Here is a 25,832-nt window from a genome sequence, read left to right as displayed (position 1 = left end):
GACGGTCCGCTTTCCCGGATACGCTGACGGACCGTGACTTTGCCGGAGTGCGCTGTATCAAGATCCGGTGTTGAAAGACTCAATGAGCCCCATCCTGGCGGCGATGGGTCGCGGCCAGCGCGCCAGGGATGGCGCGCGCCCGAGTCAGGGCAGGAGCCCTGACCGAGGGAAAAGCGGCCCATCGCCACCAGGGTGGGGCGTCCTTCCGAAGCCAGCGGGCCTTGGCGAGAAGACTTTACTCTTTGCGGTCGGCAGAACCGAGTCCCATGCGGGCGCTGCCAGTCTCGTCTGCTGCGACGCAACGACGATAGAAGTGTTATCCACAGCTTGTTCCGTCGCGCCTCCACAGCCACCGCCGCTACGATGACCGCTTCAGAACAACAACAGGACCGCTGCCAAGGTCCGTCGCTGGGAGTCACACCGCTGATGTCCGCACGCCCCGGTTTCCGTCAGGAAGGCCGCCAAGACGCCCGTATCGAACAGCTCCGCGTGCCGCCGCAGTCGGTGGAGGCCGAGCAGGCCGTCCTCGGCGGGCTGATGCTGGCGCCCGAGGCGTTCGACCGCATCGCCGACCTGCTGGCCGACGTCGATTTCTACCGTCGCGACCACCAGCTGATCTATCGCGCCATCCGCGAACTGGCCGAGAAGAACAAGCCGTTCGACGCGGTCACGCTGGGCGAATGGTTCGAATCGCAGGGGCTGGCCGAGCAGGTCGCGGGCGGCGCCTACCTGGTCGAACTGGCCAGCACCACGCCGTCGGCTGCGAACATCAAGGCCTATGCCGAGATCGTGCGCGACAAGGCGATCCTGCGACAGCTGATCGAGGTCGGCACCGGCATCGTCAACGACGGCTTCCAGCCCGAAGGCCGTGACAGCAGCGAGCTGCTGGCCAAGGCCGAGCAGGAGGTGTTCGCGATCGCCGAACTCGGCGCGCGTGGCCGCCAGGACTTCACCGCCGTCAACGACGCCATGCGCGAGGCGTTCGACATCCTGCAGACGCGCCACGCCAACGGCGGCGGCATCACCGGCATGCCCACCGGCTACACCGAGTTCGACGAAATGACCGCGGGCCTGCAGCCGACCGACCTGCTGATCCTGGCCGCGCGTCCGTCGATGGGCAAGACCACGCTGGCACTGAACATGGCCGAATACGCGGCGATGAAGACCAAGAAGGCGGTCGCGGTGTTCTCGATGGAAATGTCGTCCAGCCAGCTGGCGCTGCGCCTGATCTCGTCGGTCGGGCGGGTGAACGCGACCCGCCTGCGCACGGGCCAGCTCGAGGACGAGGACTGGAGCCGCGTGACCAGTGCGATCCGCCTGATCAAGGATGCGCGGATCTTCATCGACGACACGCCGGCGCTGTCGCCGGACGTGCTGCGCGCCAAGGCGCGCCGGCTCAAGCGCGAGCACGACCTGGGCCTGATCGTGATCGACTACCTGCAGCTGATGCAGGTGCCGGGCAACAGCGAGAACCGCGCCACCGAGATCTCCGAGATCAGCCGCTCGCTCAAGGCGCTGGCCAAGGAACTCAACGTGCCGGTGATCGCGCTGTCGCAGCTCAACCGTTCGCTGGAAACGCGCACCGACAAGCGCCCGGTGATGGCCGACCTGCGCGAATCCGGCGCCATCGAGCAGGACGCGGACGTGATCATCTTCATCTACCGCGACGAGTACTACAACAAGGAAAACTCGCCGGACAAGGGCCTGGCGGAAGTGATCATCGGCAAGCAGCGTAATGGCCCGACCGGTTCGCTCAAGCTCAAGTTCTTCGGCGAGTACACCCGCTTCGACAACCTGGCGCACGACTCGATCGGCAGCTTCGAATAGTCGCCCCCGAAGCCTCGCGGCGGCCGGTTCCGGACGGCATCGCCCCCGCGTGGGGCGCGCGTCTCAGACGAGCCGGTTGATCACCTTGACCGCGATCGAGCCGCCGGGAATCGCCATCGAGATGGCGTCGGCACCGATGTCGACCAGCAGGTCGCGCGTCACCACGGCGCCGAGCTTTTCGCGGAACCATTGCCCCAGTTCGACCACCTCGCCGGTCAGGCCGTCCACTTCGACCACGCCGACCTTGCCTGCAGGGCTCCACACGTACTCGAAGGCGAACACCGGCCGGTAGTACAGGTGCAGCTTCTCGATCGTGGCGGTGTCGTCGTGGATCTCCGAGGCGTCGATCGCTTCCGCACCGAGCCTGGACAGCACGAGCTGGGTGGCGGCCGAGGACGACAGCAGCGGCTGCAGCAGGCCGTCCCGATCGAGCTGTGGCTGGTCGGCGGCCTGGTACTTGTCGACGTATCGCTGCAGGACCGCCGGCTTCATGTCGCGCTTCATGCCGTCCTGGAAGATAGCGGTGTCGACGCGCCGCAGGCACCGTTCGTGCGCTGGCAGTTCGATGTGCGGCTTCTTCTCGCGAGAGAGCACCGGGTACACCTGTCCGGCGATGTCCAGGCGCTGCGCGTGCGGGTTGCCCACCGGCAGGACGTAGGTCGCGTCGTGGGTGTAATCGACTTCCCGCCGGGCCACGACGTGCCAGAACGGCTCGTAGCGCAACTCCCATTTCGACAGCTGCACGGTCTCGGCTTTGGGACGGTTGAGGGGATTGAGCCGGGCCAGCGCGCCGAAGGCATTGAGCTTGCTCTTCTCCGCCTGCTCCTGCGCGGCCCGGGCGGGGTAGACCTCCTCGAACAGCAGGACCCGTGCCGCCGCGGCTTCGATGCGGACGCTGCTCTGATTCATGCGTTCTCCCCAGGATGCGGCGTTCCCCGCGTGGTGTCCGTTCAACGTGAAACGGCGCCGGCCGCGGCCCGTCGCGCCTGCAGCGGCGGCCATCATGCACGGATGTCGGCCCCCTTCGCCACGCTCGCGGGTCCCGCTTCAAGGGACCGGTGCGATATGGCGACGGCCGGGCGCGCGCTGTCGGCGGCGGCGGGCCGCGCCGGCGGCGGGTTGACGCCACCTCGACCGCGCGCGCAGATACTGTGCCATGGCCAATGCCCTCGTCTGGTTCCGCAACGATCTGCGCCTGGCGGACCAGCCTGCGCTGGCCGCCGCCCTGTCGGCCGGGCAGGTGCCGGTGTGCATCTACATCCACGAACCGGAGGAAGAGGGCGACTGGGCCCCCGGTGCCGCCTCGGATGCGTGGCGTCACCATTCGCTCGCGGCGCTGGATGTCGCCCTGCGTGCGCGCGGCTCGCGGCTGCGGATGTTCCGCGGCCCGAGCCTCGCGGTCCTGCAGGCGCTGGCGGCGGCCTGCGATGCCGAGGCCGTGTACTGGACCCGGCGCTACGAGCCGGCGATCGAGCGCCGCGACGCCGAGATCAAGCGTGCCCTGCGCGGGCAGGGACTGCATGCCGAAAGCTTCAACGGCGCACTGCTGTTCGAGCCCTGGCAGCGCGCGACCAGGCAGGGCGCGCCCTACCGCGTCTTCACCCCGTTCTGGCGTTCTGCGCTGGCCGACTGGCACGTCCCGTCCACGATCGAAGCGCCGCGCTCGCTGCCCGACCTCGACGGCGATCCGGACGGCATCCCGCTCGATGCCCTGAAGCTGCGTTCCGCGCGTGGCTGGGATGCGCCCTTCTGGGATCACTGGACGCCCGGCGAGGCCGGCGCCCACGAGGCGCTGGAGGTGTTCACCGACGGTGCGCTGCGCGGCTACCGCGAGGGCCGCGACCGCCCGGATCAGGTCGGCACCTCGCGCCTCTCGCCGCACCTGCATTTCGGCGAGATCGCGCCGTGGCGCATCGTGGCCGCACTGGAAGAGGCTCGCACGGCCGCGACTGGCGCGGACATCGACGCCTACGTACGGGAGCTGGGCTGGCGCGAGTTCGCCCATCACCTGCTGCACCATTTCCCCGAGACTCCCGAGCGCAACTTCAACCCGCGTTTCGACGATTTCGCGTGGGCGCGGCGTGATTCCCGGGCGCTGGAAGCCTGGCGCACCGGCCGCACTGGCGTCCCGATCGTCGATGCGGGCCTGCGCGAGCTGTGGCACACGGGCTGGATGCACAACCGCGTGCGCATGATCGTCGCCAGCTACCTGTGCAAGCACATGCGCCAGCATTGGCGCGAGGGCGCGCGCTGGTTCTGGGACACGCTGGTGGACGCCGACCTGGCCAACAACACCCTGGGCTGGCAGTGGGTGGCGGGGACCGGCGCCGACGCGTCGCCGTACTTCCGCGTGTTCAACCCGGTCACCCAGGCGACCAGGTTCGACCCCGACGGGCGCTATGTCGCACGCTGGCTGCCGGAACTGGCCGACCTGCCCGTGCCCCTGCGGCATGCGCCCTGGGACGACCCCGGCAGGGTGCGCCGACACGCGCCCGACTATCCTTCCCGTCCAATCGCGGACCTGGCCGCCGGGCGCGATGCGGCGCTGGGCGCATATCGCGCGCTGAAGGACCGAGCGGCCGATTGATGCCCGCGACGGGCGCAGGGTCCATACACCGATCGCACCCGACGCATCGATCGCCGTGCCGAGGCGACCGGGACGACGTGCGGCGGGTTTCCTGAACCGTTCCGGCGACACGGGGCGAGGCGCGGCATGCCGTCACCCGCCGTTGCCGTGGGCCATGGTGTGATGTGCGCCCCTTCACATCGACGCGGGCCGCGGCCCGCGCCCAGGAGACGCACCATGCGCCAGAAGAATGCGATCGCCGCCTCGGCCGTGCTTGCCGGTTCGCTGCTGCTGACCAGCTGCGCGACCTATACGGGCCAGACCAATGCCCCCGACGATCCGAACCGCACCCGCAACAATGCCCTCATCGGTGCCGGCATCGGCGCAGTGGCCGGCCTGCTCAGCGGCGGCGACGCGACCGAGCGCCGCCAGCGCGCGATGGTCGGCGCCGGCGTGGGCGGCCTGGCCGGTGGCGCGGTCGGCGCCTACCAGGACCGCCAGGAGGCCGAACTGCGCCGCCAGACCGCCGGCACCGGCATCGAGGTCGACCGCGAGGGCGACACCATCAAGCTCAACCTGCCCGACGGCGTGACGTTCGACTTCAACCGCACCGAACTGAAGCCCCAGTTCTACCCGGCGCTCAACAACGTCGCCGCGACGCTGCGCGACTACAACCAGACCATCGTCGAAGTCAGCGGCCACACCGACAACGTCGGCGGCGAGGCGGTCAACCAGCGCATCTCCGAACAGCGCGCGCAGAACGTGGCCACATACCTGATCGGCCAGGGCCTGCAGCGCGAGCGTTTCGAGGTCGCGGGCTTCGGCTACCGCTACCCGGTCGCCGACAACGCCACCGAACAGGGCCGCGCGCTCAACCGCCGGGTCGAGATCCGCATCGTCCCGTTGCAGTCGTAGGCATGCAGTCGTAAGGAGCCAGGCGCCGCACCGGCGTCGCTTCGATCGAATCACGGGAGGGCCGCTTGCGCGGCCCTCCCGTCGTTGGCGGCGCCTGAGTCCGCATAGCGTGCATGCGGTCTGCACGCGCCGCGCAGGTCGCGATGTTCACGGTGCGCGAATGTCGCGGTTGTTCCAATCGGACCGGATGCGACCGGCGAGACGCGTCGCGCCTCCTCGCAAGCCGAGCATGGATTCCGCAGGCCCAACCCCGCCATCCGATGCCCCCGCGCGTCCCCGGCCGGTCCTCGGCAAGCGAGAGGCGTTCGCAGTCACCATCGGCATCGTGGTCGGCGCCGGCATTTTCCGCACGCCATCGCTGGTGGCCGGCGCCTCGCCAGGCGAGGCCACGATGCTGCTGGCCTGGGTGGTCGGCGGGCTGCTCTCGCTGGTCGGCGCGCTGTGCTATGCCGAACTGGCCACGACCTATCCGCAGGCCGGAGGCGACTACGCCTATCTGCGCCGCGCCTACGGTCGCCGACCCGCGTTCCTGTATGCCTGGGCGCGGTTGACGGTGATCCAGACCGGTTCGGTCGTGCTGCTTGCCTACGTGGTCGGTGACTACGTGCGCCAGCTCCTCGATCTCGGGCCCTGGTCCTCGTCGATCTATGCCGCTGTTACGGTGGTCGTGCTCACCCTGTGCAACTGGTGGGGCGTGCGCCAGGGCACGGGGCTGCAGAACGTGCTGACCGCGGTGGAGGTGCTGGGCCTGTGCCTGGTGATCGCCGCCGGCCTGCTGTTCGCGCCCGATGCCACCGCGCTGCCCGGTGTCGAGGGCGACGGCGGGGGATCCCTCGGCCTGGTGCTGGTGTTCGTGCTGCTGACCTATGGCGGCTGGAACGAGGCGGTGTACCTGACCGCGGAGGTGCGCGATGCGCGGCGCTGGATGCCGCGCATCCTCACCCTGAGCCTGGTCGCGATCGCGGCGCTGTACGTGCTCGCGAACCTGGCGTATCTGCGGGTGCTGGGGCTGGGCGGGATGGCGGCCTCCGACGCGGTGGCGGCGGACATGATGCGTGCGGTGTTCGGAGCGACGGGTGCCACCGTGATGAGCGCGATCGTGGTGATCGCCGCGCTGACCTCGGCCAATGCCACGTTGATCACCGGCGCCCGCGGGGTGTATGCGGTCGGGCGGGACTTCCGCGCGCTTTCGGCGATCGGCCACTGGGACGGACGGCACGGATCGCCGCGCGCCGCCGTGCTGCTGCAGGGCGGATTGTCGCTGGCGCTGGTCGGGCTGGCGGCGACCGCGCTCGACGGCTTCCGCATGGCGGTCGAGTACACCGCGCCGGTGTTCTGGCTGTTCTTCCTGCTCGTCGGCGTGGCGCTGTTCGTGCTGCGCCGGCGAGATCCCGCTGCACCACGGCCGTTCCGGGTGCCGCTGTATCCCGCGCTGCCACTGCTGTTCTGCGCCACCAGCGCCTACCTGCTGTACGCGAGCCTGGCGTACACCGGGCTCGGTGCGCTGGTCGGCGTGGCCGTGCTCGCCGCCGGCGCGCTGCTGCTGCCGTTCCTCGATCCATCCCCATCATCCATGGAGCCTTCGCCATGACCGAGATCCGGACGTTCGTCCTCCTGCTGTCGTGCCTGCCCTTGCTGGGCGCCTGCGCCGAACAACCGGTCGCCTCCGCACAGGCGCCGGCGCCCTCTGCAAGCGCGACCGCCGGGCCACCGTCTGATTCCGCTGCGGAAGAGCGCGATCCGGCGCCGGGGATGGCGTATCGCGATTCCTACACGCGTGAGGCGCGGCCGCCGGGGTACCGGCAGCCGGACGTGGTGTACGTGCCCACGCCGCAGCCGGTGGTGGACGCCATGCTGGAGCTGGCGGGCGTGGACGAGGGCGACGTGCTGTACGACCTGGGCTCGGGCGATGGCCGGATCCCGATCACCGCGGCGCGGCGGTTCGGAATCCGCGCGGTCGGCATCGACATCGAGCCGGTGCGGATCCGCGAAGCGAATGCCAACGCGCGTGCGGCGGGCGTCACCGACCTGGTCAGCTTCCGCCAGGAGGACCTGTTCGAGGCGGACTTCGGCGAGGCCTCGGTGGTCTCGCTCTACCTCCTGCAGAGCCTGAACATGAAGCTGCGACCGAAACTGCTGGCCGAACTGCGACCCGGCACCCGCATCGTCAGCCATGCCTTCGACATGGGCGAGGACTGGAAACCGGAGCAGGTCCGGCAGGTCGACAGCAGCACGATCTATCTGTGGACCGTGCCGGAGCGCTGAGCGGTTCCACGCAAGCCATGCACGAATGGCGTCGCTCGACGCTGTCGGCGCTGTCGGCCCAGGTTCGCCGGCCCAACAAAAAACCCCAGCCGGGTCGCGGCTGGGGTTCGGCGTTGGTGGAGGTGGCGGGAATTGAACCCGCGTCCGAAGGCACTCCATCCCCGGTTCTACATGCTTAGCGCGCCGTTGGATCTCGTCCCGGGGCAGCACGGCGTGCAAAGCGCGCCCCGGAACCAGCCTGTGAGTTCAACCGCGGCAGACAGGCAACCGTCGCGGCTGGTTCCCGTGATAGTGACCCTACATCCACAAGCACGGGCACAAGTGGGTTCGGGGCTTACGCCTTAAGCGGCGAGAGCGTAGTTGTCGTCGTTGGCAACTATGAGTTTGCCGCTGGATTTACGAGGAAAGCTGCCCCCTCGGCATGCACCAGGTGATTTCGCGACCCCCGTCGAAGCCAGTGCACCCCCGGGGACGTCATCACGCTGACCCACGCAGTATAGGGGCGGCCGGCGGCCGCGCAAGGCGGGCATCGGAGCGCCTTGCGTGGCGTTCAGATGGGCGCCAGGAGCGCGCCGGAAGGTGGCGTCCAGCAGCCGCCGCGCCGGCTGGTGCCGGGCGGACGGGTCGGCTGCCGCCGTGGCCGGTATGCTGTCGCGATGTCGCGCCACCACCCCGGGGAGACCACGCCTGCGCGCAGCCGTCCGTCGACGCGGCGCGGCTACGTGCTGGCGGCGCTGGTGCTGATCGGCTCGCTGCTGATGGTGTGGCTGTACGCGCAGGCGGCCGGCGAGCGCGAGCAGCGCCTGCGCCAGGCGGCCTTCGTCGCCCAGGGCGGCGAGATCGTGATGCTGCTGCGCCAGCGCCTGCTGCACTACGAGCTCGCCCTTCGGGGCGGCGTGTCGCTGTACTGGTCGGTGGCACGGCCCACCCGCCGGCAGTGGCGCGACTACGTCGGCGGGCTGGACATCGAACGGCAGTTCGATGGTTTGCTGGGCCTGGGCTACGTGCCCTATCTGCGCCGCAGCGACCTGGAGGCGCTGCAGCTGGCGATGCGCGACGATGGCGAGGGGCTGTTCCAGATCCGGCCGCACGGCGCGCGCGAGGTCTACGGCCCGATCCTGATGCTCGAACCGCAGACGATCGGCAACCGCAGCGCCGTCGGCTTCGACATGTTCGCCGAGGCCACGCGCCACGCTGCGATGGCGGCCGCGCGCGACACCGGCGAGGTCCGGCTCAGCGCGCCGGTCGAGCTCATCCAGCGCGGGCGCGACGGGCGCCGCAACGGCCTGCTGATGTACGCCCCGATCTACGCCAACGGCATCCAGCCGGCCAACCCGCAGGCGCGCCGGGCGGCGATGTCGGGGTGGATCTATGCGCCGTTCCATGCGCGGACCTTCATCGACAGCGCGCTCGCCCAGCTGGGCGCCGGCGAGGCGCTGAGGATCGTGGACGTCGGCGAGGGCGGGGACGGCGCGGCGATCTACGCCGATGCCGACTTCACCGATGATCCTGCAGCCGCCGTGCTCCGCCATAGCGAAACCCTGGACGTATACGGCCGGCGCTGGCGAGTGGACTTCCAGTCCGCCGTGGCGGGCGATGGCGTTGCGGCGGGTGGCTACTCCGCCGACCTGCGGGCGATCATCGTCGCCGGCCTGGTGGTGTCGCTGCTCCTGTTCGCGGTGGTGATGGCGCTGGCGCACACGCAGTCGCGCGCCGAACGGCTGGCCGAGGCCATGAGCGAATCCTACCGGCGCAGCGAGCAGCGGTTCCGCAACGCGATGCTGTATTCGGGCAGCGGAATCGCGCTGATCGACGGCAGCGGGCGCATCGTCGAGGCGAACCCGGCGCTGGCGCGCATCGTCGGAGTCGCGCCAGGGGCGCTGGCGGGAACGCCGCTCGCGACCGGTTTCGTCGGACCCGCGGCGCAGGTCGCGCTGACCGGCGAACACGCCGGGCCGACGACCCTGCAACTGCGCCGCAGCGATGGCGACATCCGCCTGGTCGAACTGGTGCACACGCCGGTGCCGGGCGACGTGGGCAGTGAAGTGGCGGCGCTGGTGCAGGTGGACGACGTCACCGACCGGCTGCGCGCGGAGCAGGAAGTGCGGCAGCTCAACCGCACGCTCGAGGCCCGGGTCGAGCAGCGGACGCGCGAGCTCACCCTGGCCAATCACGAGCTGGAATCGTTCGCCTACAGCGTGTCCCACGACCTGCGCGCGCCGCTGCGCACGGTCGAGGGCTTCAGCCGGTTGCTGGGGGAGCGGTTCGCCGGATCGATCGGTCCCGACGGCCAGGACTACCTCGCGCGCGTGCGCAATGCGGCCAACCGGATGGACGCGCTGATCGATGCGCTGCTGAAGATGTCCAGGATCACGCGCGATCCGCTGCAGCAGGCGGATGTGGACCTCGGCCGGATCGCGGCCGAGGTGGTGGCCGAACTGCGGCAGGGCGATCCCGGGCGCACGGTAGAGGTGCGGATCGAGCCGGACCTGCACGCCTGCGGCGACCCCGCGCTGCTGCGCAACCTGCTGCAGAACCTGCTGGGCAACGCGTGGAAGTTCACCGGCGGTCGCGCGGACGCGCGGATCGAATTCGGGCGCGATCCCCAGGCCGGGCAGACGCCGGGACGGATCGCGTTGCTGGTACGCGACAACGGCGCCGGGTTCGAGCCGGCGTACGCATCCAAGCTGTTCCGGCCGTTCCAGCGCCTGCACGGCGCCGACGAGTACGAGGGCCACGGCATCGGCCTGGCGACCGTGAAGCGCATCATCGATCGCCATGGCGGCACGATCCACGCCGAGGGTGGGGTGGGGCAGGGCGCGACATTCCGGTTCACGCTGCCGGCGCCCGGCTCGGACGGCCACTGCTAGGCCGCGCGCCGACGGCCCGGCGCGGGATCAGGCGTCGCGGTTGTGCGCGCGCATCACCCGCTGGCGGTCGCGCGCCCAGTCGCGGTCCTTCGATGCCTGGCGTTTGTCGTGGGCCTGCTTGCCCTTGGCCAGCGCCAGTTCCGCCTTGACCTTGTTGCCCTTCCAGTACAGCGCGGTGGGCACGACGGTGTAGCCGTCGCGCTGCACCTTGCCGATGAGGGTGTCGATCTCGCGACGGTGCAGCAGCAGCTTGCGGGTGCGGTGGGCATCGGCGACCACGTGGGTCGAGGCCTGGATCAGCGGCGTGATCTGCGCGCCGAACAGGAACAGTTCGCCGTCGCGGACCACCGCGTAGCTCTCGCCGATGTTGGCCCGTCCGGCGCGGATCGCCTTCAGCTCCCAGCCCTGCAGCGCCATGCCCGCCTCGAACCGCTGCTCGAGGTGGTAGTCGTGGCGTGCGCGCTTGTTCAGCGCAATGGTCCGGTCGCCGTTTGCCTTATCCTTGCCGTTCTTTGCCATCCGGCCATTGTCCCCGAAGCCGGCACCGTACGCGAGCCACATGCCCACGATCGAACGCAGCGCGCTGGTGGAACATTCCGTCACCCGGATGTTCGACCTGGTCAACGACATCTCCGCCTATCCCCGCCGCTTCCAGTGGTGCGAGCACGCCGAGGTGCTGGAGGCGGGCGAGCAGCGGGTGCTGGCGCGTCTGGAGCTCGGAATCACGGGCTTCCGCACCTGGTTCACGACCGAGAACCTGCTGTCGCCGCCGCACCACATCGACATGGAGCTGCGCGACGGGCCGTTCCGGCGCCTGCAGGGGCGTTGGCGGTTCCATGCGCTGGACGAGAGCGCGTGCAAGGTGTCGCTGTCGCTCGACTTCGAGCCGCAGAGCAGCCTGATGCTGCCGGTGCTGTCGCTGGGCCTGCGCGGCCTGGCCGACCGCATGGTCGACGATTTCGTGCGCGTGGCGGATACCGAGGCCTGAACGGTGCGGGTGCAGGTGATCCGGGCCTGGCCCGACCGCTTCGAGACCGAGGAACTGGCGCTCGCGGCCGGTGCGACGGTGGCCGACGCGCTGGCCGCGACCCGGATTACGCAGCAGGGCGTGGCGGGCGTCGCGGTGCACGGAGAACGCGTGCAGGCGGACACGCCGTTGCACGAGGGAGACCGGCTGGAGCTGCTGGGACCGCTGCTCGCGGATCCGAAGGACAGTCGCCGCCGGCGCGCGCAGGCGCAGGCCGGCAGGGCGGCGCGCTAGCGGCGGCCGCCCTTTTCCTTCGGCAGGTTGCCGAAGCGGCGCATGCGCTCGGACAGTTCCTTGTCCTGCTCGGCGAAATACTCGCCCTCCCACTTCGACAGCTGGTCGTTCTCGAACCACAGTGTCATGTTCCTGACCTCGGTGCGGCCGCGGCGGTCGATGCGTTCGGTGGCGGTGTAGTCCCAGCGCTGGTGGTGGAACGGGTCCTCGATCGAGGGCGAGCCGAGCAGCGTCAGCACCTGCTGCTTGTCCATGCCGACCTGGAGCTGGTCGATGGCGGCCTTCTCGATCAGGTTGCCCTGGTAGATCGGCTGCTTGTAGAGCATGCCGCAACCGGCCGTGGCCAAGGCGATCAGGACGACGAGCGCGAAGCGGGGCATGGACATGGAACGCGGGCCTGCGGAAAGGGTCGGCAGAAGAGCCGCGATGATACACTCCCGGCCGCATCGCGACCGGCATCCAGGCAGCTGGCGCTAAACCGCCTGTGAACGGAGACCCCATGGAATCGATGGATTTGCGCAAGGCCGGCCTGAAGGTGACGCATCCACGGATGCGCATCCTCGAACTGCTGGAACTCAAGACGCCGCGCCAGCACATGACCGCCGAGGACATCTATCGCCAGCTGCTGGAGCAGGGCGACGAGATCGGCCTGGCCACCGTGTACCGGGTCCTGACCCAGTTCGAGGCCGCAGGCCTGGTGACCAAGCACAACTTCGAGGGCGGCCACGCGCTCTACGAACTCGATCGTGGCGACCACCACTACCACATGGTCGACATGAGCAGCGGCCAGATCACCGAGTTCGAGAGTCCGGAGATCGTGGCGCTGCTGAACAAGATCGCCGGCGAGCACGGTTACCTGCTCGACGAGCATTCGCTGGTGCTCTACGTCCGCCGCAAGCGCTGACTCCCCGCCGTCCGTTCGTCGTCTCAGCCGGCGCTGCTGAGCAGGCGCCGCGCCGCAGCGCGGGCTTCCTTCGATACCTCGACGCCGCCGAGCATGCGCGCCAGTTCCTCCTGGCGCTGCTTCGTCTCCAGGCGCTCGACCGCGCTGTGGGTCAGGCCGTCGCGGTCGACCTTGCTGACGCGGTAGTGCGCATGTCCCTGGGCGGCAACCTGCGGCAGGTGGGTCACGCACAGTACCTGGCGACTGGCGCCGAGCGCGCGCAGCTTCTGGCCGACGATCTCGGCGACCGCGCCGCCGATTCCCGAATCGACCTCGTCGAACACCATCGTCGGCACCGCGTCCGAGCCCAGCGCCGCGACCTCGATCGCGAGCGAGATGCGCGACAGTTCGCCGCCCGACGCCACCCGGCGCAGCGCCCGCGGCGGCTGCCCGGCATTGGCCGAGACCAGGAACTCCACCCGCTCGCCGCCCTGCGGATCCGGGCGCAGCCGCTCGCCCGGTTCCAGCGCGACCTCGAACCGTCCGCCGCCCATCCCCAGTTCGCCGATCAGCGCGGTGGTGGCCTGCGACAGCCGCGCCGCGGCCACGGTGCGCGCCGCGCCGAGCGCGTCGGCGGCGGTGCGCCAGGCCGCGGACGCGGCGGCGATCTCGCCGTCCAGGCCGCGCAGCCGCGCGCCGGCATCGCGCAGGGATTCGAGTTCGGTGACGAACGCGGCCTGGCGTGCGCCGAGTTCGGAGGGCGCCACCCGATGCTTGCGGGCCAGCTCGTGCAGGCGGGCGAGGGTGGCGTCGAGCGTCTCGAACTGGGCCGGGTCCACGTCGAGATCGTCGCGGATGCGCTGCAGCAACAGGGCGGCCTCGCCGACCTGGATGGCCGCCGAGTCGAGCATCGCGTCGACCTCGTCCAGGCGCGGCTCGTGCGCTCGCTCACGCGCCAGCCCGCCACGCAGGGCTTCGAGACCGTGCACCACCGACGGGCCCTCGTCGCCGGCCAGGCTGGCCAGGGCGGTATCGCATGCAGCGATCAGGCCGGTCGCGTGGGCCTGCCGGCGATGGCCGGCGACCAGCGCTTCGATCGCATCCGGGCGCAGGTCCTCGCGCTCCAGCTCGCCGATCTGGTGTCCCAGCCAGTCGATCCGTTCGGACACGTCGCCGGCACGCGACAGCGACTCGCGCTCGCGCAGCAGGGCGTTCCAGCCCGCCGCGGCGGCGCGCACCGCCGCCAGTTCCGACTCGTGGCCGCCGAAGGCATCCAGCAGGGCCAGCTGGCTCGAACGTTCCAGCAGCGCCTGGTGCTCGTGCTGGCCGTGGATCTCCACCAGCAGGCCGGCCAGTTGCGAGAGCTGCGCGAGCGTCGCCGGACGGCCGTTGATCCAGGCCCGCGAGCCGCCATCGGCGCGCAGGGTGCGGCGCAGGGTGCAGGCCTGGCCGTCGTCGTACTCCTGCTCGCGCAGCCAGTCGAGCGCGGCCGGCGAATCGGCGGGGTCGAACTCGGCGTGCAGCTCGGCGCGTGCGGCGCCGTGGCGCACCATGCCCGCGTCCGCGCGCAGGCCGGACAGGAAGCCCAGAGCGTCCACCAGCAGCGACTTGCCGGCGCCGGTTTCGCCGGAAATGACGGTCATGCCCGGGCCGAACTCGAGTTCGGAGGCCGAGACGACGGCGAAATCGCGGAGGGTCAGGCGCCTGAGCATGGCCGCACAGTGTAGTCGTCGCCATCGCAACAGCCGAGACGCTGGCGCGGCCCGGTGCCCGCATGGGCATCGGGCCTGCCGCACCGCGCCATGGGGTCCCGGCGCAGGCGGTCGCGTCATACGCTCCGGCGTTTTGTCCGGGGACCGCGCCACGCCCCGTGCGGGGCGCGTGCTTGCGACCCGGGATGGCAGGCGATCTAATCGGACCGATGCCCACCCGACCGCCCGCCGGCACTCTCGACCCCCGCGCCCGCCAGCTGCTGCGGACGCTGATCGCGCGCCACATCCGCGACGGCGAGCCGGTCGGCTCGCAGACCCTGGCCCGGCATTCGGGGCTCGACGTGAGCGCGGCCACGATCCGCAACATCCTCGCCGACCTCGAGGAGCAGGGCCTGCTGGCCGCGCCCCACACCTCGGCCGGGCGCATCCCCACCGCCCAGGGCTACCGGGTGTTCGTCGATTCGCTGCTGCAGGTGCAGCCGCTGCCGACCGCCGACCTGGTGCGGCTGCGCGGCGAACTGGCCGGCGGCGGGAGCGGCACCACCCAGGCACTGCTGGGCAGCGCCTCGGAGCTGGTGTCGGCGATGACCCATTTCGTGGGCGTGGTGTCCGTGCCCCGCCGCGAGCAGTTCGCCTTCCGCCACATCGATTTCGTACCGCTGGACGGCCCGCGGGTGATGGCGATCCTGGTGTTCGCCGACAACGACGTGCAGAACCGGATCATCCAGACCCGGCGCCCGTTCGAGGCCTCCGAGCTGGAGCGCGTGGCCAATTACCTGAACGCCCATTTCGCCGGCCGGCCGGTGGCGGAGATCCGGACCACCCTGGTGCGCGAGCTGCAGGCCGCGCGCGACGAGATGGAAGCGCTGCTCTCGCACACGGTGGAACTGGCCGAGCAGGCGCTGGCGCCCACCGATACTGACGACATGCTGGTGGCCGGCCAGACCCGGCTGATCGGCATGCAGGACCTGTCCGACCTCGACCGCCTGCGCGACCTGTTCGAAGCCTTCGCCCGCAAGCGCGAGATCCTGCAGCTGCTCGAACGCACCATCCGCGCCCCGGGCGTGCGGATCTTCATCGGCGAAGAGACCGGGCTGGCGCCGCTGGAGGGCGTCTCGCTGGTGACCGCGCCCTATGGCGCCCCGGGCAAGGTCCTGGGCGTGCTCGGCGTGATCGGACCCACGCGCATGGCCTACGACCGCGTGATTCCGGTGGTGCAGGCCACCGCCGAGCTGCTCGGCGCTGCCTTGAATCCGGAGCCGCCGGCCCCATAGCTGGCGGGTCGGCGGCCTGACGACCGCCCAGCCAGCCCAGGACATGACCACCGAACCCATGCACGATGCCGCCGCGGCGGCCGAGGAACAGCACGCGCCCGAAGCGCGGATCCAGGCCCTGGAGGCCGAACTCGAACAGCTGCGCGCGCAGTCGCTGATCGACCGCGCGGACCTGGAGAACCAGCGCAAGCGGCTGGAGCGCGACGTGCGCAATGCCTGCCGCTTCGCCAACAAGCAACTGCTCGGCGAGCTGCTGCCGGTGTTCGACAGCCTCGAGGCCGCACTGGCGAACGCCACGGTGGATGATCCGCTGCGCGACGGCGTGGTCCTGACCCTGCGCGAGCTGACCCGCGTGTGCGAGAACAGCGGCCTGGTCGAGGTCGCGCCCAGCCCGGGCGACGGATTCGATCCGGAGCGGCATCAGGCCATGAGCGCGGTGGAGACCGACCAGGTGCCCCCGGGCGCCGTGGTCCAGGTGTTCCAGAAGGGCTACGTGCTCAACGAACAGCTGCTGCGTCCCGCGCTGGTCGCGGTGGCCAAGCACGACTGAGGCGTCCCGGGCCGGGCCACGCGATCCGGCGCCGCGGCGGGCGAACTCGGCCGGTGCGCCGGGCGTGCCGCCCTTGAAACCTCCCCCCGCGTCCTCACATCACCCGCATCGGCGGCGCGGCTGCCGCACAGACTGAATTCCAGAGGGAACCCACCATGGCAAAGATCATCGGCATCGACCTGGGCACGACCAATTCGTGCGTGGCCATCATGGACGGCGGCAAGGCCAAGGTCATCGAGAACAGCGAGGGCGATCGCACCACGCCGTCGATCGTGGCCTACACCAAGGACGGTGAAGTGCTGGTCGGCGCGAGCGCCAAGCGCCAGGCCGTCACCAATCCCAAGAACACCTTCTACGCCGTCAAGCGCCTGATCGGCCGCAAGTTCGGCGACGCCGAGGTCAAGAAGGACCTCGACCTGGTGTCCTACGGCATCGTCGCGCACGACAACGGCGACGCGTGGGTGCAGACCAACGACGGTCGCAAGCTCTCGCCGCAGGAAGTCTCCGCGCGCATCCTGGAGAAGATGAAGAAGACCGCCGAGGACTACCTGGGCGAGAAGGTCACCGAGGCCGTGATCACGGTGCCGGCGTACTTCAACGACTCCCAGCGCCAGGCGACCAAGGACGCCGGCCGCATCGCAGGCCTGGACGTCAAGCGCATCATCAACGAGCCCACCGCCGCGGCACTGGCCTATGGCCTGGACAAGGCCGGCGGCGACCGCAAGATCGCGGTGTACGACCTCGGCGGCGGCACCTTCGACGTGTCGATCATCGAAATCGCCGAAGTCGACGGCGAGAAGCAGTTCGAGGTGCTGGCCACCAACGGCGATACCTTCCTCGGCGGCGAGGACTTCGACAAGCGCGTCATCGACTACCTCGTGGACGAGTTCAACAAGGACCAGGGCATCGACCTGCGCAAGGATCCGCTCGCCCTGCAGCGCCTCAAGGACGCGGCGGAGCGCGCGAAGATCGAACTGTCGAGCTCGCAGCAGACCGAGGTCAACCTGCCCTACGTCACCGCCGACGCCTCCGGTCCGAAGCACCTCAACATCAAGCTGACCCGGGCCAAGCTCGAGGCGCTGGTGGACGACCTGGTGAAGAAGACCATCGAGCCGTGCAAGGTCGCGCTCAACGATGCCGGCCTGCGCGCCGGCGACATCGCCGAGGTGATCCTGGTCGGCGGCCAGACCCGCATGCCGAAGGTGCAGGCGGCGGTGACCGAGTTCTTCGGCAAGGAACCCAAGAAGGACGTCAACCCGGACGAGGCCGTGGCCATCGGCGCGGCGGTGCAGGGCGGCGTGCTGGCCGGCGACGTCAAGGACGTGCTGCTGCTCGACGTGACCCCGCTGTCGCTCGGCATCGAGACCCTGGGCGGCGTGTTCACCAAGATCATCGAGAAGAACACCACGGTGCCGACCAAGGCCTCGCAGACCTTCTCCACCGCCGAGGACAACCAGTCGGCCGTGACCGTGCACGTGCTGCAGGGCGAGCGCGAGCAGGCCCGCTACAACAAGTCGCTGGCCCGCTTCGACCTGACCGGCATTGAAGCCGCGCCGCGCGGCATGCCGCAGGTGGAGGTGTCGTTCGACATCGATGCCAACGGCATCGTGCACGTGACCGCCAAGGACAAGAAGACCGGCAAGGAGCAGAAGGTCGAAATCAAAGCCGGCTCGGGCCTGTCGGACGAGGAGATCCAGCGCATGGTCGCCGACGCCGAGGCGCATCGCGAGGACGACCGCAAGTTCCAGGAACTGGTCGGCGCGCGCAACCAGGCCGACGCGCTGGTGCACACCGCGCGCAGCGCGATCAAGGACAACGGCGACAAGGTGCCGGGCGACCTGATCGGTCGCGTGGAAGGCGCGATCGCCGAGGTCGAGACCGCGATGAAGGGCGACGACAAGGCCCAGATCGAGTCCAAGACCAAGGCGCTGGAAGAGGCCGCGCAGTCGCTGTTCGCGGCGGCCTCGGCCGGGCAGCAGGGCCCCGGCGGCGACGAGCCGGGCGCGGGCGGCGGCTCGAAGCAGGACGACGTGGTGGACGCCGAGTTCACCGAGGTCCGCGACGACGAGAAGAAGCAGTGACGGTCCGCACTCGGGCCGTCGGCCTGCGCTGACGGATCGCCCGGGACGGGAACAGGCGGGGTTCCGGCGCCGCCTGTTCCGTCGCGACCTCCTCGCGTGCGCATCCTGTCTGTCCCGCCCCATCACCGCGGAACCCGAATCCCCTGTCCATGAAACGCGACTACTACGAAGTCCTCGGCGTCGCGCGCGACGCCAGCGAGGAAGGCCTCAAGAAGGCCTATCGCCGCTGCGCGATGAAGTTCCACCCTGACCGCAACCCCGGCGACCACGAGGCCGAGGTGCGCTTCAAGGAGTGCAAGGAGGCTTACGAGGTCCTGTCGGACGGCGGCAAGCGCCGCATGTACGACCAGCATGGCCACGCCGCGTTCGAGCACGGCATGGGCGGCGGCAACGCCGGGCCGGGCGGGTTCGGCGGCGCCGACATGGGCGACATCTTCGGCGACATCTTCGGCAACATCTTCGGCGGTGGCGGCGCGCGCGGCGGTCCGCGGCGCGGTGCCGACGTCGGCTACGTGATGGAGCTCGACCTCGAGGAGGCAGTGGCGGGGCTGGAGAAGCGGATCGAGATCCCGACCCTGGCCGAGTGCGGCGACTGCGACGGCACCGGGTCGGAAGACCGCAAGCTCGAGACCTGCGCGACCTGTCACGGCCGCGGCCAGGTGCGGTTCCAGCGCGGCATCTTCTCGATGCAGCAGCCGTGCCCGCACTGCCACGGACGCGGGCAGACGATCGCCAATCCGTGCCGCACCTGCCACGGCAACGGCCGCGTGGAGGACCAGAAGATCCTGTCGGTGAAGGTGCCGGCCGGTGTCGACAGCGGCGACCGCATCCGCCTGGCGGGCGAGGGCGAGGCCGGGCCCGCCGGCGCGCCGCATGGCGACCTCTACGTCGAAGTCCGGGTGCGGCCGCATCCGATCTTCGAGCGCGACGGCGACGACTTGCATTGCGAGGTACCGATCAGGATCTCGCAGGCCGCGCTCGGCGACGTGGTGCGCGTGCCCACCCTGGGCGGCGAAGCCGAGATCCGCATCCCGGCCGAAACCCAGACCGGCCGGGTCTTCCGCCTGCGCGACAAGGGCGTGCGTTCGGTGCGCAGCCGTGCACCGGGCGACCTGTATTGCAAGGTGGTGGTGGAAACACCCGTCAACCTCACGCCGGAGCAACGCGACCTGCTGGACCGCTTCGACGCCACCTTCGTGGGCGACGGCGCGCGGCGCCACTCGCCCAGATCGAGCACCTTCGTCGACGGCGTGCGCGGCTTCTGGGAGCGCATGACGTCGTGACGCGGGCGCCCGGCGACGCGCCGGGCTTGCCCGGCACCCGGGCGCGCGGATAGCCTGCGGCCATGTCCACGCCCGTCCGACTGCTGGTTCATGGCGCCTCCGGCCGCATGGGGAGGGCGCTGCTGCGCCTGGCCGCCGGACGCGAGGACGTCGCCGTCGTGGCCGCGGTGCAGCGCACCGTCGGCCAGCGCGTGGTGGACGGCATCCCGCATTTCACCGCGTCGGAACTGGCGGGCACGCCCGCGTTCGATGCGGCGATCGACTTCAGCCTGCCCGAGGGCTTCGACCCGGTGCTCGCCCTGTGCCGCGGGCGCGGCGCGGCGCTGGTGTCCGGCACCACCGGCCTGTTTGACGTGCAGCGCGCAGCGCTGGACTCGGCCGCGGCATCGATCCCGGTGCTGTGGCAGGCCAACTTCAGCGTCGGCGTGGCGGTGCTGGACGAACTGGTCGAACGCGCCGCGTCCGCACTGCCGGGCTGGGACTGCGACATCGTCGAATCCCACCACGTACACAAGCGCGACGCGCCGTCGGGCACCGCGCTGGCGCTGGGCGAGTCGGCGCAGCGGGGCGGGGCGCAGCCCCGCTACGCCAGCCTGCGCGCGGGCGATATCGTCGGCGAGCACCTGGTCCAGTTCGCCACGGTCGGCGAGCGCATCGAGCTGGTCCACCGCGCCGGCAACCGCGACATCTTCGCCCAGGGCGCGCTGCTGGCCGCCACGCGCCTGGCGGGCCGGCCGCCAGGCCGCTACGGGCTGAGGCAACTGCTGTTCGGCTGATGCGCCGTCAGCTTTCCTCGAGCAGCCGCTCGAACCGCTCCAGCGCCGACTTGCCGCGCATCTCCCCCAGCATCCGGCGGCAGCGCGCCAGCAGTTCCTCGAGCGCCTCGCTGGACTTCACGCCCTCGAGCTTCATGGCGAAGTCCTCGCCCATCGGGCCCAGCAGTTCGGTGATCGCGTGGGCCGCGCGCCGTCCGCGCTCGCGGACGTCCCCGGCGTTCGCCGGCGCAGATGCCGTGGCCGCCGCCGTGGCGGGGACGCGCCCCGCGGAAGCTGCCGCCGCCACCGCCGCGGCGCTCGCGCCGCCGGCCGAGGCCACCATCCCCCTGGACTGCAGGCCCTCGAGCAGGGCCAGCGTGTCGGGGAAACCGGACACGCCCCGCAGCTCGGCGACGCTGCGCTGGCCATCGACCAGGATCAGCAGGCGCCGCTGACGGACGTCGAGCCCTGCCTTGCGCTCGCCGATCTCCTGCTGGCCGGCGGGCGTCTTGGCGTACACCGTCTTGTCGTTCATGGCCCCCCCGGGCACGCGGTCCCCTTCGGCCAACTTAGTCCTGCATCCCCGGGTTGTACAGCGGGTTTTCCTTTTGGGGCGACCCCCGGTATCATTCCCGCTCGCCTGATTCCCCCCGCCTCCGGACCGGTTTTCCGCCGCTTCGGTGGTTTTTTGCAACCCCACGTAGGCGAAGCCAGTGACCGAAACCGCAATCCTCGTCCTCGAAGACGGCACCGTATTCGAGGGCGTTTCCGTGGGCGCGACCGGACTGTCGGTCGGCGAGGTGGTGTTCAACACCGCCATGACCGGCTACCAGGAAGTGCTCACAGATCCCTCGTACGCGCGCCAGCTGGTGACGCTGACCTATCCGCACGTCGGCAACACCGGCTGCACCGACCAGGACGACGAGGCCGCGAAGGTCTGGTCGGCCGGGCTGATCGTGCGCGACGTACCGCGCCGTCCGAGCAGCTGGCGCAGCCAGGTCGCGCTGCCGGAGTGGCTGCGCGCGCGCGGCATCGTCGGGATCGCCGGGATCGACACCCGCAAGCTCACCCGCCTGCTGCGCGACCGCGGCGCACAGAACGGCGCGCTGATGGCCGGCGACGTCGACGTCGATCGCGCGCTGGAAGCCGCGCGCAAGTTCCCCGGCCTCAAGGGCATGGACCTGGCGAAGGTGGTCAGCACCGCCGAGACCTACGCCTGGACCGAAGGCGCGCTGGATCTGGATGCGAACGCGTTCCAGAGCGTGCCCTCGACCTTCCGGGTCGTGGCCTACGACTACGGGGTGAAGACCAACATCCTGCGCATGCTGGCCGAGCGCGGCTGCGCGCTGACCGTGGTGCCGGCGCGCACGCCCGCGGCCGAGGTGCTGGCGATGCAGCCCGACGGCGTGTTCCTGTCCAACGGCCCGGGCGATCCGGAGCCGTGCGATTACGCGATCTCCGCGATCCGCGAATTCATCGATGCGAAAGTGCCGCTGTTCGGCATCTGCCTGGGCCACCAGCTGCTGGCGCTGGCCGCCGGCGCGAAGACGGTGAAGATGGCCAACGGCCACCACGGCGCCAACCACCCGGTGCAGGACCTCGACAGCGGACGGGTGATGATCACCTCGCAGAACCACGGCTTCGCGGTCGACGAGGCCACCCTGCCGGCCAACGTGCGCGTGATCCACCGCTCGCTGTTCGACGGCACCAACCAGGGCATCGAACTGACCGACGCGCCCGCGTTCTCGTTCCAGGGCCATCCGGAAGCCTCGCCGGGCCCGCACGACGTCTCACCCCTGTTCGACCGCTTCGTGGCGTCCATGTCGAACCAGCACGCCGGGAAGCATTGATGCCAAAGCGCACCGACATCCAGACCATCCTCATCATCGGCGCCGGCCCGATCGTCATCGGCCAGGCCTGCGAGTTCGACTACTCCGGCGCGCAGGCCTGCAAGGCGCTGCGCGAAGAAGGCTTCCGCGTGGTGCTGGTCAACAGCAATCCCGCGACCATCATGACCGACCCGGAAATGGCCGACGCGGTCTACATCGAGCCGATCAACTGGCAGACGGTCGAGAAGATCATCGCCAAGGAGAAGCCCGACGCGCTGCTGCCGACGATGGGCGGCCAGACCGCGCTCAATTGCGCGCTCGACCTCGCCGACCACGGCGTGCTCGAGAAGTACGGCGTCGAGCTGATCGGCGCCAGGCGCGAAGCGATCCGCATGGCCGAGGACCGCGAACTGTTCCGCGTGGCGATGGGCGAGATCGGCCTGGAGTGCCCGAAGGCGGCGGTGGCGAAGACCTTCGAGGAAGCGGTCGAGATCCAGGCGACGGTCGGCTATCCCACGATCATCCGGCCGAGCTTCACCCTGGGCGGCAGCGGCGGCGGCATCGCCTACAACCGCGAGGAGTTCGAGGACATCGTGAAGCGCGGCCTGGAGCTCTCGCCGACCAGCGAGGTGTTGGTCGAGGAGTCGGTGCTGGGCTGGAAGGAGTTCGAGATGGAGGTGGTCCGCGACACCGCGGACAACTGCATCATCGTCTGCTCGATCGAGAACCTCGACCCGATGGGCGTGCACACCGGCGACAGCATCACCGTCGCCCCGGCCCAGACGCTGACCGACAAGGAATACCAGCGCCTGCGCGACGCCTCGATCGCGGTGCTGCGCAAGATCGGCGTCGACACCGGCGGCTCCAACGTGCAGTTCGGCATCAACGCCCAGACCGGGCGCGTGGTGGTGATCGAGATGAATCCGCGCGTGTCGCGCTCGTCGGCCCTGGCGTCCAAGGCCACCGGGTTCCCGATCGCCAAGGTCGCGGCCAAGCTGGCGGTGGGCTACACGCTCGACGAGCTGCGCAACGAGATCACCGGCGGCCGCACGCCGGCCTCGTTCGAGCCCTCGATCGACTACGTGGTGACCAAGATCCCGCGCTTCGCGTTCGAGAAGTTCCCGCAGGCCGATGCGCGCCTGACCACGCAGATGAAGTCGGTGGGCGAGGTGATGGCGATGGGCCGCACCTTCTCCGAGTCGGTGCACAAGGCGCTGCGCGGACTCGAGACCGGCAAGGTCGGCTTCGATCCGACCGGCCTGGACCTGGCCGACGAGGCGGACCTGGCCACGCTGCGGCGCGAGGTCAAGGAAGCCGGCCCCGAGCGCCTGTTCTACCTCGCCGACGCGTTCCGCGCCGGGATGTCGGTCGAGGACGTGCATGCGCTGTCGTTCGTCGACCCGTGGTTCCTCGACCAGATCGAGGACATCGTGGCGACCGAACGCGAGGTCGAGGCCGCGGGCATCGACGCACTCGACGGCCGCCGCCTGCGCGCGCTCAAGCGCATGGGCTTTGCCGATGCGCGCCTGGCCCAGCTGGTGGGCAGCGACGAGCAGGCGATCCGCGCGCTGCGCCGCGCGCACGGCGTGCGCCCGGTCTACAAGCGGGTGGACTCCTGCGCCGCCGAGTTCGCCACCAGCACCGCCTACCTGTATTCGACCTACGAGGACGAGTGCGAGGCCGAGCCGACCGACCGCGACAAGATCATGGTGCTGGGCGGCGGCCCGAACCGGATCGGGCAGGGCATCGAGTTCGATTACTGCTGCGTGCACGCCGCGCTCGCGCTGCGCGAGGACGGGTACGAGACCATCATGGTCAACTGCAACCCGGAGACCGTCTCGACCGATTTCGACACCTCCGACCGCCTGTACTTCGAGCCGCTCACGCTCGAGGACGTGCTGGAGATCGTCGAGCTGGAGAAGCCGAAGGGCGTGATCGTGCAGTACGGCGGCCAGACCCCGCTCAAGCTGGCGCGCGCGCTGGAGGCCAACGGCGTACCGATCATCGGCACCTCGCCCGATTCGATCGACCTGGCCGAGGACCGCGAGCGCTTCCAGAAGCTGGTCGACCGCCTGGGCCTGAAGCAGCCGCCCAACCGCACCGCACGCAGCGCCGACGAGGCGCTGGTGCTGGCGCGCGAGATCGGTTACCCGCTTGTGGTGCGGCCGAGCTACGTGCTGGGCGGCCGCGCGATGGAGGTGGTGCACGCCGATGCCGACCTCGCGCGCTACATGCGCGACGCGGTCAAGGTGTCCAACGATTCGCCGGTGCTGCTCGACCGCTTCCTCGACAACGCCGTGGAAGTGGACGTCGACGTGATCGCCGACAAGGACGGCAACGTGCTGATCGGCGGCGTGATGGAGCACATCGAGGAGGCCGGCGTGCACTCGGGCGACTCGTCGTGTTCGCTGCCGCCGTATTCGCTGCCCGCCGAGGTGCAGGATCGGCTGCGTGAGCAGGTGGTGGCGCTGGCGCGCGCCCTGAAGGTGGTCGGGCTGATGAACACCCAGTTCGCGGTGCAGACCGAGGACGACGGCCGCCACACCATCTTCCTGCTGGAGGTGAACCCGCGCGCCTCGCGCACGGTGCCGTTCGTGTCCAAGGCCACCGGCCTGGCACTGGCGAAGATCGCCGCGCGCTGCATGGCGGGGATGACGCTGGCCGAGCAGGGCGCCACGAAGGAGATCGTGCCGGCCTACTACTCCGTCAAGGAGGCGATCTTCCCGTTCGCCAAGTTCCAGGGCGTGGATCCGATCCTCGGGCCGGAGATGCGCTCCACCGGCGAAGTGATGGGCGTGGGCCGCAACTTCGGCGCGGCGTTCGCGCGCGCGCAGGAAGCGGCCAGCATCAAGGCGCCGCCCGCGTCGGGCAAGGCGTTCGTGTCGGTGCGCGATCCCGACAAGCAGCGCGTGCTGCCGGTGGCGCGCGACCTGGTCGCACGTGGCTACGCGATCGTCGCCACCGCGGGCACCGCGAAGTGGCTGCGCGAGAACGGCATCGACTGCGAGCAGGTGAACAAGGTGCTCGAAGGCCGTCCTCACATCGTCGACCTGATCAAGAACGGCGAGATCGCCTACATCGTCAACACCACCGAGGGCCGGCAGGCGATCGCCGATTCGTTCTCGATCCGGCGCGAGGCGCTGCAGCAGCGCGTGACCTATTCGACCACCGTTGCCGGCGCGCGCGCACTGCTGCATTCTCTGGACTATCGCGGCAGCGGCCCGGTCTGGGCGCTGCAGGAACTGCACGAAGAACTGCGCAAGGACGCCTGAGGAGACGTCAGATGAGACCACCCATGACCATGGCTGGCGCGCAACGCCTGCGCGCCGAACTCGAAGAGCTGAAGTCGGTCAAGCGCCCGGCGGTGATCAACGCGATCGCCGAAGCGCGCGCACACGGCGACCTCAAGGAGAACGCCGAGTACCACGCCGCGCGCGAGCAGCAGGGCTTCATCGAGGGCCGGATCAAGCAGCTCGAAGGCGAGCTTTCCCACGCCGACGTCATCGATGTCGCCAGGCTCGATGCCGGCGACAAGGTGGTGTTCGGTGCGACCGTCACCATTGCCGACGTCGAGACCGACGAAGAGAAGCGCTACCAGATCGTCGGCGACCTGGAGGCCGACATCAAGCTCGGGCTGATCGCGATTTCCTCGCCGGTGGCGCGCGCGCTGATCGGCAAGCACGAAGGCGACAGCGTCACGATCGAAGCCCCCGCCGGCGCCCGCGAGTTCGAGATCGTCGACGTGAGCTACGGCGGCTGAG

The 25,832-nt window shown here is 70.1% G+C and carries 22 protein-coding genes and 1 other RNA gene; 17 read left to right on the top strand and 6 right to left on the bottom strand.

All coding sequences use genetic code 11. From position 1 onward, the window contains the following. Nucleotides 1-426 precede the first annotated feature (426 nt). Entirely contained in the window at nt 427-1,827 is a 1,401-nt protein-coding gene (locus QFW81_RS07460; RefSeq protein WP_280578060.1) for a replicative DNA helicase, read from the top strand. Nucleotides 1,828-1,890: 63 nt separating this feature from the next. Here the strand turns inward: QFW81_RS07460 and QFW81_RS07455 are convergent, their stop codons facing one another. Continuing rightward, entirely contained in the window at nt 1,891-2,736 is an 846-nt protein-coding gene (locus tag QFW81_RS07455) for a hypothetical protein (protein ID WP_280578059.1), read from the bottom strand. A gap of 247 nt (nt 2,737-2,983) precedes the next feature. On the opposite strand from QFW81_RS07455, the gene QFW81_RS07450 reads away from it, so the two are divergent. The 4 genes from QFW81_RS07450 to QFW81_RS07435 all read left to right on the top strand — a co-directional run bounded on the left by QFW81_RS07450 (nt 2,984) and on the right by QFW81_RS07435 (nt 7,573). Then, complete coding sequence (locus QFW81_RS07450) at nt 2,984-4,414, top strand: cryptochrome/photolyase family protein (RefSeq protein WP_280578058.1); 1,431 nt, start codon at nt 2,984-2,986, stop codon at nt 4,412-4,414. A gap of 216 nt (nt 4,415-4,630) precedes the next feature. After that, nucleotides 4,631-5,308: a YiaD family glycine zipper/OmpA-like lipoprotein gene (locus QFW81_RS07445; protein ID WP_280578057.1), complete on the top strand. Its 678-nt coding sequence runs from the start codon at nt 4,631-4,633 to the stop codon at nt 5,306-5,308. A gap of 229 nt (nt 5,309-5,537) precedes the next feature. After that, the gene (locus QFW81_RS07440) at nt 5,538-6,899 is read left to right on the top strand and encodes an APC family permease (protein ID WP_280578056.1); all 1,362 of its coding nucleotides are present in this window, start codon (nt 5,538-5,540) and stop codon (nt 6,897-6,899) included. Beyond that, nucleotides 6,896-7,573: an SAM-dependent methyltransferase gene (locus QFW81_RS07435; RefSeq protein ID WP_280578055.1), complete on the top strand. Its 678-nt coding sequence runs from the start codon at nt 6,896-6,898 to the stop codon at nt 7,571-7,573. The genes QFW81_RS07440 and QFW81_RS07435 overlap by 4 nt, the downstream gene beginning before the upstream one ends. A 114-nt stretch (nt 7,574-7,687) precedes the next feature. On the opposite strand, the gene ssrA is transcribed toward QFW81_RS07435, so the two are convergent. Continuing rightward, nucleotides 7,688-8,040: a transfer-messenger RNA gene (gene ssrA / locus QFW81_RS07430) on the bottom strand. Nucleotides 8,041-8,229: 189 nt separating this feature from the next. Here ssrA and QFW81_RS07425 point away from each other — a divergent pair. Continuing rightward, nucleotides 8,230-10,443, top strand: a complete 2,214-nt coding sequence (locus QFW81_RS07425; protein ID WP_280578054.1) for a CHASE domain-containing protein — start codon at nt 8,230-8,232, stop codon at nt 10,441-10,443. Between the two features lie 27 nt (nt 10,444-10,470). Here the strand turns inward: QFW81_RS07425 and smpB are convergent, their stop codons facing one another. Beyond that, complete coding sequence (smpB, locus tag QFW81_RS07420) at nt 10,471-10,962, bottom strand: SsrA-binding protein SmpB (protein WP_280578053.1); 492 nt, start codon at nt 10,960-10,962, stop codon at nt 10,471-10,473. 40 nt (nt 10,963-11,002) lie between these two features. On the opposite strand from smpB, the gene QFW81_RS07415 reads away from it, so the two are divergent. Both QFW81_RS07415 and QFW81_RS07410 read left to right on the top strand, forming a co-directional pair. Further along, nucleotides 11,003-11,431 carry a type II toxin-antitoxin system RatA family toxin gene (locus tag QFW81_RS07415; protein ID WP_280578052.1) on the top strand — a complete coding sequence of 143 codons (429 nt, stop codon included), beginning with the start codon at nt 11,003-11,005 and terminating at the stop codon, nt 11,429-11,431. 3 nt (nt 11,432-11,434) lie between these two features. After that, nucleotides 11,435-11,704 (top strand): RnfH family protein, encoded by a 270-nt coding sequence (locus tag QFW81_RS07410; protein ID WP_280578051.1) that lies wholly within the window; start codon nt 11,435-11,437, stop codon nt 11,702-11,704. Here the strand turns inward: QFW81_RS07410 and QFW81_RS07405 are convergent. Continuing rightward, nucleotides 11,701-12,084 (bottom strand): outer membrane protein assembly factor BamE, encoded by a 384-nt coding sequence (locus QFW81_RS07405; protein WP_280578352.1) that lies wholly within the window; start codon nt 12,082-12,084, stop codon nt 11,701-11,703. The two genes, QFW81_RS07410 and QFW81_RS07405, sit on opposite strands and share 4 nt — an antisense overlap. A 119-nt stretch (nt 12,085-12,203) precedes the next feature. Here QFW81_RS07405 and QFW81_RS07400 point away from each other — a divergent pair, with 119 nt between their 5' ends. Then, on the top strand, nt 12,204-12,608 hold the full coding sequence (locus QFW81_RS07400) for a Fur family transcriptional regulator (protein WP_280578050.1): 405 nt from the start codon (nt 12,204-12,206) through the stop codon (nt 12,606-12,608). A gap of 23 nt (nt 12,609-12,631) precedes the next feature. Here QFW81_RS07400 and recN read toward each other — a convergent pair whose 3' ends face one another. After that, nucleotides 12,632-14,299 carry a DNA repair protein RecN gene (gene recN / locus QFW81_RS07395; RefSeq protein WP_280578049.1) on the bottom strand — a complete coding sequence of 556 codons (1,668 nt, stop codon included), beginning with the start codon at nt 14,297-14,299 and terminating at the stop codon, nt 12,632-12,634. A 209-nt stretch (nt 14,300-14,508) separates the two neighbouring features. Here recN and hrcA point away from each other — a divergent pair, with 209 nt between their 5' ends. From hrcA to dapB, 5 genes are all read left to right on the top strand, one after another. Continuing rightward, nucleotides 14,509-15,573, top strand: coding sequence for a heat-inducible transcriptional repressor HrcA (gene hrcA / locus QFW81_RS07390; protein WP_280578048.1), 1,065 nt, complete (start codon nt 14,509-14,511; stop codon nt 15,571-15,573). Between the two features lie 43 nt (nt 15,574-15,616). Beyond that, complete coding sequence (gene grpE, locus QFW81_RS07385; protein WP_280578047.1) at nt 15,617-16,123, top strand: nucleotide exchange factor GrpE; 507 nt, start codon at nt 15,617-15,619, stop codon at nt 16,121-16,123. Nucleotides 16,124-16,278: 155 nt separating this feature from the next. Then, nucleotides 16,279-18,204, top strand: coding sequence for a molecular chaperone DnaK (gene dnaK / locus QFW81_RS07380; RefSeq protein WP_280578046.1), 1,926 nt, complete (start codon nt 16,279-16,281; stop codon nt 18,202-18,204). A gap of 149 nt (nt 18,205-18,353) precedes the next feature. Continuing rightward, nucleotides 18,354-19,487: a molecular chaperone DnaJ gene (gene dnaJ / locus QFW81_RS07375; protein WP_280578044.1), complete on the top strand. Its 1,134-nt coding sequence runs from the start codon at nt 18,354-18,356 to the stop codon at nt 19,485-19,487. Nucleotides 19,488-19,549: 62 nt separating this feature from the next. Further along, nucleotides 19,550-20,263, top strand: coding sequence for a 4-hydroxy-tetrahydrodipicolinate reductase (gene dapB, locus QFW81_RS07370; RefSeq protein ID WP_280578043.1), 714 nt, complete (start codon nt 19,550-19,552; stop codon nt 20,261-20,263). Nucleotides 20,264-20,270: 7 nt separating this feature from the next. Here the strand turns inward: dapB and QFW81_RS07365 are convergent, their stop codons facing one another. Beyond that, entirely contained in the window at nt 20,271-20,777 is a 507-nt protein-coding gene (locus QFW81_RS07365; RefSeq protein WP_280578042.1) for a hypothetical protein, read from the bottom strand. A 178-nt stretch (nt 20,778-20,955) separates the two neighbouring features. Between QFW81_RS07365 and carA the strand changes: the two genes are divergently transcribed. Genes carA through greA form a run of 3 tightly spaced genes read left to right on the top strand, consistent with a single transcriptional unit; the run spans nt 20,956 to nt 25,831 of the window. Next, nucleotides 20,956-22,092: a glutamine-hydrolyzing carbamoyl-phosphate synthase small subunit gene (carA, locus tag QFW81_RS07360; protein WP_280578041.1), complete on the top strand. Its 1,137-nt coding sequence runs from the start codon at nt 20,956-20,958 to the stop codon at nt 22,090-22,092. Next, the gene (gene carB / locus QFW81_RS07355; RefSeq protein WP_280578040.1) at nt 22,092-25,343 is read left to right on the top strand and encodes a carbamoyl-phosphate synthase large subunit; all 3,252 of its coding nucleotides are present in this window, start codon (nt 22,092-22,094) and stop codon (nt 25,341-25,343) included. Before carA ends, carB begins: the two co-directional genes overlap by 1 nt. A gap of 23 nt (nt 25,344-25,366) precedes the next feature. Beyond that, nucleotides 25,367-25,831 (top strand): transcription elongation factor GreA, encoded by a 465-nt coding sequence (gene greA, locus QFW81_RS07350; protein WP_280578351.1) that lies wholly within the window; start codon nt 25,367-25,369, stop codon nt 25,829-25,831. The last annotated feature ends 1 nt before the right edge of the window (nt 25,832 follow it).

Origin of the sequence: Luteimonas kalidii, from assembly GCF_029887935.1 — a bacterium.
GTDB classification, from domain to species: Bacteria; Pseudomonadota; Gammaproteobacteria; order Xanthomonadales; family Xanthomonadaceae; genus Luteimonas; species Luteimonas kalidii.
Note: the sequence above shows the minus strand (reverse complement) of the source record. Positions and strands in the feature narration are given on the sequence as shown.